The organism is Halorubrum kocurii JCM 14978, from assembly GCF_000337355.1.
GTDB lineage: Archaea > Halobacteriota > Halobacteria > Halobacteriales > Haloferacaceae > Halorubrum > Halorubrum kocurii.
Map to the genome: position 1 here is coordinate 61,127 of NZ_AOJH01000065.1, position 10,950 is coordinate 72,076.

9 protein-coding genes are annotated in these 10,950 nt (G+C 68.9%); 5 read left to right on the plus strand and 4 right to left on the minus strand.

Translation table 11 applies throughout. The annotated features are described in order from the left end of the window. Nucleotides 1-52: 52 nt before the first annotated feature. Complete coding sequence (locus C468_RS10330) at nt 53-1,072, minus strand: ABC transporter permease (protein WP_008848827.1); 1,020 nt, start codon at nt 1,070-1,072, stop codon at nt 53-55. Between the two features lie 6 nt (nt 1,073-1,078). Beyond that, nucleotides 1,079-2,728 (minus strand): ABC transporter substrate-binding protein, encoded by a 1,650-nt coding sequence (locus C468_RS10335; protein WP_008848828.1) that lies wholly within the window; start codon nt 2,726-2,728, stop codon nt 1,079-1,081. Between the two features lie 169 nt (nt 2,729-2,897). Here C468_RS10335 and C468_RS10340 point away from each other — a divergent pair, with 169 nt between their 5' ends. From C468_RS10340 to C468_RS18075, 5 genes are all read left to right on the plus strand, one after another. Further along, on the plus strand, nt 2,898-3,353 hold the full coding sequence (locus C468_RS10340; RefSeq protein ID WP_008848829.1) for a DUF7529 family protein: 456 nt from the start codon (nt 2,898-2,900) through the stop codon (nt 3,351-3,353). 81 nt (nt 3,354-3,434) lie between these two features. Continuing rightward, the gene (locus tag C468_RS10345) at nt 3,435-4,148 is read left to right on the plus strand and encodes a phosphoribosyltransferase family protein (RefSeq protein ID WP_008848830.1); all 714 of its coding nucleotides are present in this window, start codon (nt 3,435-3,437) and stop codon (nt 4,146-4,148) included. Nucleotides 4,149-4,294: 146 nt separating this feature from the next. Continuing rightward, a complete protein-coding gene (locus C468_RS10350) occupies nt 4,295-5,674 on the plus strand; it encodes an NCS2 family permease (protein WP_008848831.1) in 1,380 nt (459 codons plus the stop codon). Between the two features lie 105 nt (nt 5,675-5,779). Beyond that, nucleotides 5,780-6,034, plus strand: coding sequence for a glutathione S-transferase N-terminal domain-containing protein (locus C468_RS10355; RefSeq protein ID WP_008848832.1), 255 nt, complete (start codon nt 5,780-5,782; stop codon nt 6,032-6,034). A 102-nt stretch (nt 6,035-6,136) separates the two neighbouring features. After that, nucleotides 6,137-6,535 carry a DUF192 domain-containing protein gene (locus C468_RS18075; RefSeq protein ID WP_008848833.1) on the plus strand — a complete coding sequence of 133 codons (399 nt, stop codon included), beginning with the start codon at nt 6,137-6,139 and terminating at the stop codon, nt 6,533-6,535. Nucleotides 6,536-6,554: 19 nt separating this feature from the next. Here C468_RS18075 and C468_RS10365 read toward each other — a convergent pair whose 3' ends face one another. After that, the gene (locus tag C468_RS10365) at nt 6,555-7,973 is read right to left on the minus strand and encodes a PAS domain-containing sensor histidine kinase (RefSeq protein WP_008848834.1); all 1,419 of its coding nucleotides are present in this window, start codon (nt 7,971-7,973) and stop codon (nt 6,555-6,557) included. An 83-nt stretch (nt 7,974-8,056) separates the two neighbouring features. Beyond that, on the minus strand, nt 8,057-10,654 hold the full coding sequence (locus C468_RS10370; RefSeq protein ID WP_008848835.1) for a DNA topoisomerase I: 2,598 nt from the start codon (nt 10,652-10,654) through the stop codon (nt 8,057-8,059). Nucleotides 10,655-10,950 lie beyond the last annotated feature (296 nt).

Below are 10,950 nucleotides of genomic sequence, written 5' to 3' on the forward strand. Positions count from 1 at the left end.
CCCGTGCCACACGCCACACCGCCTGAGCAAACGGAGCAGTATCGGTTCGTCATCAGTGGACCACCCGCGGATTGAGGTAGGCGTACAGGGCGTCGACGAAGATGTTGATCAGCACGAATCCGGTCCCGATCACGATCAGCGACCCCTGGATCAGGGGCCAGTCCCGGACGTTGATCGCGTTAATGACGAGCGTGCCGAGCCCGGGCCACGCGAACACGGCCTCGGTGATCACCGCGCCGCCGATCAGGGTCCCCAGCTGGAGCCCCAACACGGTGACGATCGGGATGAGCGTGTTCTGGAGCGCGTGTTTGTACTGGATCAGCGACTCCGGGAGCCCCTTCGCGCGCGCCGCGCGGACGTACGGCTGTCCGAGCTCCTCGATCATCCCGCTCCGGGTCAGCCGGGTGACGAGCGCGGTGAAGTACGTGCCGAGCGTCACCGCCGGCAGCGCGATATGCCACAGCCAGGTCCAGAGCCCGTCGAGGAACGCGTCGACGTTCATCGGCGCGGCAATCCCGTTCTCGACCGTGACGAGGAACGCGAGCGTCTCGAAGAGGCCGATCGGCCGCCGGCTCGTCGGGAACAGATCGAACTGCACCGACAACACCAGGATGAGCATGATCCCGAGCCAGAAGTTCGGCGTCGAGATGCCGACCAGCGAGAACAGGGTCGCCCCGTAGTCCGCGGGCTCGCGCCGACGCGTCGCGCTGATGACCCCGAGCGGGATCGCGATGACGATCGCGACGACGGTCGCCGCGACCGCCAGCTCGACGGTGGCCGGCACGCGAGCGAACACGATGGTGCTCGCCTCCGTGCCGCGGAGGTACGAGTACCCCATGTCGCCCTGCAACAGCCCGGCGATGTAATCGACGTACTGGACGTATAACGGCTGATCGAGCCCCAGATCCGCGGCTATCTGTGCGCGAAGCTCCGCGCCCGCGTCCAGCGGCGCGACGAACGTCACCGGGTCGCCGGGGGTGATGAACCGCAGCAGGAACACCGCGGTCACGACCCCCCACACGACCAGCACGCCTTGGATCCCGCGTTTCAGGAGGAACCGTCCCAGCGCCATCGGGCCTTAGTTTTCGCCCGGCAGGTTCTGGGACTCGGACATGAGCTCGTCGACCTCCTCGTCTTCCCGGTAGCTGGAGAGCGCCCCGTCGGACGTGAGCAGCGGGATGATCGTCTGGCTGGCGTCGAACGTGGTGTTCCCCCAGCCGAGCAGGTAGAAGTGCGGCATGTTCTCGATGTCGCCGCTCGTCACCTCGCCCGCGAGCGAGGCGAAGTCGCGCTGCTCGACGTCACAGGAGACGTTCGAGAGCTCGTCGATCTGGCTGGCGACCGCCTGCGCGATCTCCACGTCGCGGAGGTACCGCCCCACGGGCGTTTCGAGGGTGATCTCGGCGTCGGCGTGGCCGGAGTCCTCGACGAGCTGTTCGGCCTGCTCGACGTCCTGCGGGTACGGTCCGACCTCCCCGTTGTAGCCGACGAACCCCTCCAGAGTGGGCTGGCCGGTCGGGTCAGCGAACCCCTGCAGGACGTTGTCGATGATGCTGTCCAGGTCGATGGCGTAGTTCATCGCCTGCCGGAACTCCGGGCTGGAGAACGGCTCCACGTCGTACCGCATGGCGTTGAACACGACGCGGGTGCTCGGCACCGCCGTGACTTCCGTGGTGTCCTCGCCGCGGACGCGGCTCACTTCCTGCGGCGGCACGTTGACGATGAGGTCGGTCTCTCCGGCGAGCAGCTGTGAGACGCGCGTGCTCGACTCGCTGGCCGCGCGGATCGTCAACTCCTCGATCTCCGGCGCGTCGCCCCAGTAGTCCGCGTAGGGCTCGTAGACGATCTGCACGTCCTGTTCGTACTCGACGACCTGGAACGGCCCGGTCCCGTTCATGTCGGAGTTGATCTCCGAGGTCTCGCGCGCCTCGATCCAGTCCTGCTGGACGACCTTACAGTACGAGGCGAACAGCGAGAACACGATCGGGTTGACCCCGTCGGAGGTCACCTCGACCCCGCCGTCGACGACCTCGGCGCCCGTGACCCCGGCGAGCTGGTCGCTCTGCGGGCTCTCGATCCCGACCTCGGAGTCGACGACCCGATTGACGCTGTAGGCGATGTCCGAGGGCTGGAGCTCGTCGCCGTTGTGGAAGGTGACGCCGTCGCGGATCTCGAACCGGACGCGGCCCTCTTCGAGGCGCTCGTAGTCGGTCGCGAGCGCGTCGATGATGTCGCCGTCGGCGTTGCGGCCGAGCACGCCGTCGTGGGCCTGCACGACGATGTTGTCGGTCGGCGTCTCCCGGTGGTCGTGGGGGTCGAGCCCCGAGTCCATCGACGACTGCGTGATCGTGACCGACGGTTCGCCCTCGGTCACCGAGATGGCCTGCGCCTCGATCCGCTCGTCGCGGCGGGCGGTCCAGTCGAGTCGGCTCGCGATGCCGTACACGCTGTACTGACGGTTGAGATAGACCCACGGCGCGCGCTCGTTGAGCCGGAGGTTCGCGCGCTGGAGGTGTTCCTCGCGCGTCTCCGGCTCCGGGAGCTCCTCTCCGTCGCCGCCGTCGCTCCCGTCGTCGCCGTCCTCGCCGTCGCTTCCGTCGTCGCCGTCCTCGCCGTCGCTCCCGTCGCCACCGCTGTCCGAGCAACCGGCCAGTCCCACGGTAGCTGCCGTTCCTCCGACGTACTTGAGGTACGTTCGGCGGTTCACGTCCGAGTCGTCGCGTGACATAAGCGGTCCAATACTATCTGGAGACATAAGATCTGTGGTCACGTAGCACACCGCTCGGTGGCGGCTGACCCCGATCAGTCCCTCGGTTTCCGTTCCCGTCTCCCGCTCGACGCGCGGGCGCCGCGGGCGGCGAGGAAGGTTTAATTCCCCGCGGCGACGCCCCCTCCGTATGAGCAGAGCCGATCTCGGCGAGCGGTGGCAGCGCGTGTTCGACGACACCGAGGCGACCGCGGCGGAGTACCGCGACCGCGGCTGGGAGGCGGTCGCGCTCCACCCCGGCGACGTGAACCCGATCGTCGACGCGGCGCGGCTCCACGTCCTGCTGCCCGGCTCGGAGTTCGACGAGGTCAACGACCTCCTCGGCGACGCGTCGGTCGAGTCGGTCCGGGTGTACGCGGCGGCCGGCGAGACGGCCGCCTACCGGCTGCTGGTCGCGGAGAACGCGGCGTCGGAGACCGCCGTCTGCGTCCCGACGTTCGTCCTCGACTCCGACAGGGAAACGCTCGAAGCGGCGGCGGCGGACGCCGGCGAGGTGCGAATCAGGCTCCGTCCGCTCGACGACCGGGACCGCGTCGAGTTCGCCGTCGACGACCCGGACCTGTTCTTCCGCGCGCCGTCGGAGTGAGGGGTCGACTGCCACGTTCGTGGCGATCGACTCGTCCGAAGACTTCGACGTATTCATACTTGTGCGATCACGATCATCGCCATGAACCGAGCAGAGAAGGCGGCCCTCCAGCTGCAGGCGGTCGCCGTGTTGCGGATGTTGAAGGAGACGCGGACCTACGAGGAGCTGTCCGACGTGACGGGCCTGCCGGCGGGCGACTTAAACCGGTACGTCAACGGGCACGTGCTCCCCGGCACGGACCGCGCGAGCGAGGTCGTCGAGGCGGTCGGTCGCGACGCGCTCGCCGACGAGCTGCTCGCTCGCGTCGAGTTCGACGACGAGGGGTACGTCGACAACTCCGGGGTCGTCTTCGACCAGTCGTTCCTCGATCTGGTCGCGCCCGTCGCCGCGGAGACGTTCCAGTTCGAGTCGCCGGACGTGGTGCTCACCGCGGCCACGGACGGGATCACGCTCGGGGCGGCGATGGCGTCCTTCTTCGACGCGCGGCTCGCGTACGCGAAGAAGTCGAAGGAGACCGCCGTCGAGGAGTTCATCGAGTCGCGTCAGCGGCTCGCCTCGGGGATCGAGCTCACCTACTACCTCCCCGCGAGCGCGATCGACGCCGGCGACACCGTCCTCGTCGTCGACGACCTGATCCGGTCGGGCGAGACCCAAGAGCTCCTCCTGGACATCGCCCTGCAGGCGGACGCCGACGTCACCGGCGTGTTCACGCTTATCGCCGTCGGCGACGAGGGGATGGAGCGCGCGCGCGAGATCACCGACGCCCCCGTGGGCGCGCTGACGACGTTCGAGTAGCGCCGGTCGCGTTCGTGTAGGCACGTTCGCGCATTTCTCTCGGCGCTCTAACGTTTTAAACCACATTTATATCCATACTCTTGCATACCATCCGCTGACGTTCAGCAAAGCTTATCACTCGATCCCGGGGTACACTCACGCGTTCAATGGGGCTTACAGACACGCTCGCTGCGCGGTTCGACGTAGAGGAGCACGACTCCGACGTCCGGACGGAGCTGGTTGCGGGGCTCACCACCTTCCTCGCGATGTCGTACATCATCGTGGTGAACCCGTTCATCCTCGCCGAGGCGATCCAGATCCCCGGCTACGAGTTCTTCGAGGTGGTCCAGATGATCGCCATCGCGACGATCCTCTCGTCCGCGCTCGCGACGCTCGTCATGGCGCTGTACGCGAACCGGCCGTTCGGGCTCGCGCCCGGGCTGGGACTCAACGCCTTCTTCGCGTTCACGGTCGTCCTCGGGCTCGGCATCCCGTGGCAGACGGCCCTCGCCGCCGTGTTCGTCGAGGGGGTCCTGTTTATGCTGCTCACCGCGGTCGGCGCGCGAAAGTACGTCATCCAGCTGTTCCCCGAGCCCGTGAAGCGCTCGGTCGGAGCCGGTATCGGCCTGTTCCTGCTGTTCATCGGCTTTCAGGAGCTGCAGATCGTCGTCCCCGACGACGCGACGCTCGTCACGCTCGGCGGGATCTTCGGGAACCCATGGGCGATCCTCGGCCTGCTCGGACTCACGTTCACGTTCGGGCTCTGGGCGCGCGGGGTCACGGGCTCGATCGTGATCGGCATCCTGACGACCGCGGCCGTCGGCTGGGGGCTCACGCTGGGCGGCGTCTTCGAGCGCGGCGTCATCACCCCGGAGACGCTCCCGAGCGCCCAGTACGACATCTCGCCGCTCGCGGGGGCGTTCGTCGAGGGGTTCACCGAGATCGAGCCGCTCACGTTCGTCTTGGTCGTGTTCACCTTCTTCTTCGTCGACTTCTTCGACACCGCCGGGACGCTCATCGGGGTCTCGCAGTTTGGTGACTTCCTCGACGAGGACGGTGACCTCCCGGAGATGGAGAAGCCGCTGATGGCCGACGCGGTGGGGACGACCGCCGGTGCGATGCTCGGCACCTCCACGGTGACGACGTACATCGAGTCGTCGACCGGCGTCGAGGAGGGCGGGCGTACGGGCCTGACCGCGCTCGTCGTCGCGCTGCTGTTCGTCGGGTCACTCGCGGTGATTCCGGTCGTCGCCGCCATCCCCGAGTACGCCTCCTTCATCGCGCTGATCGTCGTCGGCGTGATGATGCTCCAGGGGCTCGTCGAGGTCGACTGGAGCGACCCCGCCTGGGCGGTTTCCGCAGGACTCACGGTCACCGTGATGCCGTTCGCCTACTCCATCGCCGACGGGTTGGCCGCCGGTATCATCGCCTACCCCCTCATCAAACTCGCTATCGGCGAGTACGACGACGTCGCGCTCGGCCAGTACGTCATCGCGGCGCTGCTCGTCGTCTACTACGTCCTGCAGACGCGCGGCGTCATCCTGTAAGCGCGGGCCGGCGCCGCGGTGTGTTTTAAATACGGACGCCGCCCGTGCGCGCAGCGCGCATGGCTCACCGCACTTCTTTACGCGTCTGTCCCGTACCTGATGCCGATGACGGATCTGACGCTCTACGAACTGGAAGGCTGTCCGTACTGCGCGAAAGTCAAGACCGCGCTCGGCGACCTCGATCTCGACTACGAGTCGGTGATGGTCCCGCGCTCGCACGGCGAGCGCACCGAGGTCGAAGCGATCAGCGGGCAGACCGGCGTCCCTGTCCTCGTCGACGAGGCGAACGGGATCGAGGGAATGGCCGAGAGCGACGACATCATCGAGTACCTCGAAGAGACGTACGGCGACGCGAGCTAATCCGGCTAGCACGGCAACAGAGCAACACAAACCCGATCTCGGGGTCGACGCGCCGCCGATCGATCGGGAGGCTATTTATCCGACGGCTGCCACGTCCCCAGCGTGCGACTCATCCNCCGACGCGCTCCGTCCGCCGACGAACCGGCCGACGGCGCGTCGTTCGACCGTGGGCCGGCCGTCACGTCGACGCTCCTCGCGAGCGACGTCGACGTGGCGCGCTCGACGTTCGAACAGGGCCGCGGACTGATGTTCCGTCGGTCGATCCCCGACGACTACGCGCTCGTGTTCCCCTTTGACGCGCCGGACACGCAGTGGCTCCACATGCTGTTCGTCCCGTTCGCGATCGACGCGCTGTGGCTCGTCGACGGCGAGGTGCGGAAGACGAAGCGGCTCGCCCCGTTCGTCGGGCTGGGCCGCGGCCGCGCGGACACGGTCGTCGAGCTCCCCGCCGGCGCGGCCGACGCGGTCGCGGTCGGCGACGAGGTACGGCTCGTCGAGTGACGCCGGCCGTTCGACCGGCTCAACCGCCGTTCCGCGTCCGGAGCTCGATCTCGATCCGCGTCCCGCCAGCTGACGCGGAGCCGATGTCGAACGACCCGCCGCCGGCGCTGACGATCCAGTTGACGTACCAGAGCCCGAGCCCGCTGGCGTGCTCGAGCGGCGTCTCCTCGCCGGTGAGCACCGACCGCTCGGCCGGGGGAATCCCCGGGCCGTCGTCGGCGACGACGAGCGACGCCCACGACTCGCTCGGGAGCTCGGCGGCCGAGATCTCGACGCGCGGGCGCTCGGTTTCGCTGTGGCGGATCGCGTTGTCGACGAGCTCCGCGATCGCCTCGGCGAGGTACCCGATCGCGGACACTGTGACCCCCTCGGGCACGTCGACCTCGATGTCGGCGCCCTCGCGGAGCTCCCCCGGGAGCGAGGCGAGGGCCTCGTCGACCGCGTCGGCGAGGTCCACCGGGCCGGGAGCGGGGCGGTCCGCGAGCAGGCGCTCGACCTGTCGGGAGGTCTCGCCGACGCGGAGCAGGCGCTCGGCGGTGTCGACGACCCGTTCGAGCTCCCTCGACAGCTCCGGGTCGTCGACGGTCTCGATGGCCCGCTCGGTGAACCCGGTCACCACGTTGAGGTCGTTCCGGAAGTTGTGCCGGAGCACCCGCGTCAGGACGGCGAGCCGCTCCTCGCGGAGCGACGCCTCCGTGCGGTCCTCGCCGACGCCGATCGCGCCGACGACCTCGTCGCCGTCGACGACCGGCCCGAGGGCGAGCCGGTACGGGACGCGCTCGCCGGAGCGCGTCAGCAGCGTCGCCTCGCACTCGGCCGGCTCGCGCTCGCGGTACACGCGGCGGAGCGCGTCGGCGACGGCGTCGCGGGTCTCGTCGTCGAACAGCGCCGTCAGGTCGGTCCCGGAGAGCGCCTCGCCGCCCCGCCCGGCGTCGGCGGCGAGGCGGTCGTTCCAGCGCGCGAGGGTCCCGTCCGCGCCGCACTGGAACAGCGCGGCGGGCATCGTCGAGGCGATGGCGTCGACGACGCGCAGCTGCGACCGGAGATCCTCCTCGGCGGCGACGCGGTCGGTCACGTCTGCCAGCCCCACGATCAGCCACCGCTCTTCGGCGATCCTCGTCGTCCGGAGCGACAGCGAGAGGCGACGACGGCCCCGTTTTCCGCCGGTATCCCACTCGAAGTCGGTGACGCCCTCCCGGTCGACCGCCTCGTCGACCGCCGCGCCGAACGGCCTGCCGTCGACGGTCTCGTCGGTCTCGCCGAGGTCGGCGAGCCCCATCAGCGTCAGCGTCCCGCGGTCCTGCCCGAGCAGCGCGGCCGCCGGCGCGTTCGCCGCTCGGATCGCGTGCGTCTCCGGATCGCAGGCTAACGCGGGGGTCGGAACCGCCTCGACGAACGACCGCACGACACGGGGTGTCGACTCGCCGTCACGATCCATTCGTATCTCGTCCGACGGCCCCGAAACGTATAAACTGCGAGGGACGTTCGCCGACCCCGAGACGCCCCCCGTCGACCGGAGGCTCAGTCCGCCTTCGCCTGCCAGTCCCGGACCGTGTCCGCGCCCACGCCGTCCACGTCGGCCGCCAACTCGTCCGGGTCGACCGACTTGAGATCGTCGACGCCGTCGACGCCCGCGTCCTTCAGCTTCTCGGCCGTCTTCTCGCCGATCCCCTCGACGGCCTGGAGCTCCGACCCCTCCTGGCGGGCCGTGAACTCCCGGTAGTTACAGATCGGACAGCCCAGCTCCCACGGCTCGTCGCCGGAGTGGACCCGGAGGTGCGGGAGGTCGTGCTCCTCGCAGCTCTCGTCGGTGACCTCTATCTCGCCGCGCCGGGGGAGCGGCAGCGAGTAGTCGCAGTCGGGGTAGCGCGTACAGCCGACGAGCCGGGAGCCGGAGCGGAGGCGTTTGATGGCCAGCTCTCCCCCGAGCTCTTCTCCGCAGTCGGGACAGACGCCGATCACTTCGTCCTCCTGCTCGTCGGCCTCGTCGGCCTTGCACTGCGGGCAGCCGTGGACGAATGTCTTTCGGCCTGCGAGCATCTTCACATGCCGCAGGTCGTGGTCCTCGCAGGTCTCGTCGAGGATGAGCGGCTTCCCCGTCGAGGGGAGCGGGAGCGTGTACTCGCAGTCGGGGTAGCCGTCGCAGCCGACGAAGTACGACCCCTGTCGGGACTTCCGGACGAGGAGGTCCTCGCCGCACTCGGGACAGGGGCCGAGCGTCTTGTCCGCCTTCAGCGACTTCTGGAGGTGGTCGCCGACCGCCTCCCGCGACTCGGTGAGGTCGTCGAACACGCGGTCGAGGAGGGTGCGGGACTCCTCGGTCACCTCGTCGTACCCCTTCTCGCCGGCGGCGATCGCCTGCATGTCCCGTTCGAGCTGGGCGGTCATCTCCTCGCTGACGATGTGCTCGGCGAACTCCTCGGCGGCCTCGACGACCGCCTCCGCGAGGCGGGTGGGCCGCGGCGGGTCGCTCTCGATGTAGTTGCGGTCGTACAGCTTCTCGAGGGTGCGGTGGCGGGTCGCCTTCGTGCCGACGCCGCGCTTCTCCATCTCCTCGATGAGCCGGGACTGGCCGTACCGGCGGGGCGGCTGGGTCTCCTTCGCGTCCGTCCGCCGGTCGGTGAGCGCGAGCGTCTCGCCGACCTCGACGTCGGGGACGATCCGCTCGTCGCTGGAGCGGTACGGGTACACGTCGTGGTAGCCCGCCTCCAGCAGGCGCTTGCCGTTCGCCTTCAGCCGGAGCCCGCCGTCCGCGACGAGGTCGCCGGGGCCGCTCGCCTCGTCCGAGTTCCGGAGGGCGGCGAGCCCGTCAGCGCGCTCGGCGATCCCGGTCGCCGCGCCGTTCGCGAGCGCGACGACGCGGAGCCGCTCCCACGTCGCGGGCTCGGCGCAGGTCGCGAGGAAGCGGCGGACGATCAGCTCGTACACCTCCCACTCGTCCTCCGAGAGGTCCGAGGCGGCGGGGAGCTCCCCGGTCGGGTGGACCGGCGGGTGATCCGTCGTCTCCTCGTCGCCCTCGGTGGGCTCGATCTCGCGGTCCGCGTCCAGCAGGCGCTTCGCGTCCGCCCCGAACGTCGAGGCGACCGAGAGCTCCTCGATCAGCTCGCGAGGGTCCAGATCCTCCGGGTACACCGTGTTGTCCGTCCGCGGGTAGGTGACGTAGCCGGCGGTGTACAGGTCCTCCGCGAGCGACATGGCGCGCTGGGCGGAGTAGCCGAGCGAGCCGGCGGCCCGGATGAACGCCGTGGTGTTGAACGGGGTCGGCGGCTCGTCGGTGCGGGTCCGGCGGCGCACGTCGTCGACGACGGCCTCGTCGGCCGCATCGAGGGCCTCCGTGAGCACCTCGGCGACGTCGCCGTCCCAGACGCGCTCGGCTTCGTTCCCCTCGTCATTTAAATAGAAGTAGCGCGCCTCGAAGGGGTCGCCGCCCGACTTCGTCAGGTTCCCGTACAGCTCCCAGTAGGACTCGGGGTCGAACGCCTGGATCTCGCGCTCGCGGTCGACGATCAGCTTGAGCGTCGGCCCCTGTACCCGGCCCACCGAAATGAAGTCGTCGCCGAGCTGGCGGGCCGACAGGGAGAGGAACCGGGTGAGCGCCGCGCCCCACGTGAGGTCGATCACCTGTCGTGCCTCGCCGGCGGCCGCCAGGTCGAAGTCGAGCTCGTCGGGGTTCGCGAACGCCTTCTGCACCTCGTTGTCGGTGATCGAGGAGAAGCGGACCCGGTCGATCGGCGCGTCCTCGTTCACCTCGCGCACCAGCTCGTACGCCTCCTTCCCGATCAGCTCGCCCTCGCGGTCGTAGTCGGTCGCGATCACGACTCGGGAGGCGTTGCGCGCGAGTTTGCGGAGGGCCGCGACGATCCCCTCCTGCGTCGGCTCCTTGGTCACCGGCGCGTCGATGAGCTCGACGGGCTCGACGTCGCGCCAGTCGTTGTACTCGGCCGGGAAGTCGACGCCGACCACGTGGCCGGAGAGGCCGATACACCGCTTGCCGCCCCACTTGTACACGTTCACGTCGTTCTCCCGCTCCGCCGTCGCGGACTCGCCGCTCAGGATGTCGGCGATGCGACGCGCCGCGTTGTCCTTCTCCGTGATGATCAGCTCCGGGCCCCGACTCATTGGCCCGGGATAGGCCGCTCTCCCGTCTAAAGGTTTCGCGATACGCTTTTGATCGCCCGAATGCGCGGCTGTACGCCTGTGTCTGCTTTGTGTTGAGTGTTCCGCGGCGTGTCGTCGTGTGCTCTCGTCTGTGAGCAGTCGCCGTCGGCGGTGCGACGGATCTCTCAAAAGTCCGAGCCGCTCATTTATAACTGATCGAGGATTCTGCGGTCGCGTTAAGTTAGAGGATGAGGCGGACGAGTTCTGAGTGTCTATGGCAGAATTCGACCGCCTCAACGATGGTATCGCGTGGATTG

Bases quoted from the DNA above. Each gene is read 5' to 3' on its own strand.
- C468_RS10330 (WP_008848827.1), bottom strand. From the start codon at position 1,072: ATGGCGCTGGGACGGTTCCTCCTGAAACGCGGGATCCAAGGCGTGCTG.
- C468_RS10335 (WP_008848828.1), bottom strand. From the start codon at position 2,728: ATGTCACGCGACGACTCGGACGTGAACCGCCGAACGTACCTCAAGTAC.
- C468_RS10340 (WP_008848829.1), top strand. From the start codon at position 2,898: ATGAGCAGAGCCGATCTCGGCGAGCGGTGGCAGCGCGTGTTCGACGAC.
- C468_RS10345 (WP_008848830.1), top strand. From the start codon at position 3,435: ATGAACCGAGCAGAGAAGGCGGCCCTCCAGCTGCAGGCGGTCGCCGTG.
- C468_RS10350 (WP_008848831.1), top strand. From the start codon at position 4,295: ATGGGGCTTACAGACACGCTCGCTGCGCGGTTCGACGTAGAGGAGCAC.
- C468_RS10355 (WP_008848832.1), top strand. From the start codon at position 5,780: ATGACGGATCTGACGCTCTACGAACTGGAAGGCTGTCCGTACTGCGCG.
- C468_RS10365 (WP_008848834.1), bottom strand. From the start codon at position 7,973: ATGGATCGTGACGGCGAGTCGACACCCCGTGTCGTGCGGTCGTTCGTC.
- C468_RS10370 (WP_008848835.1), bottom strand. From the start codon at position 10,654: ATGAGTCGGGGCCCGGAGCTGATCATCACGGAGAAGGACAACGCGGCG.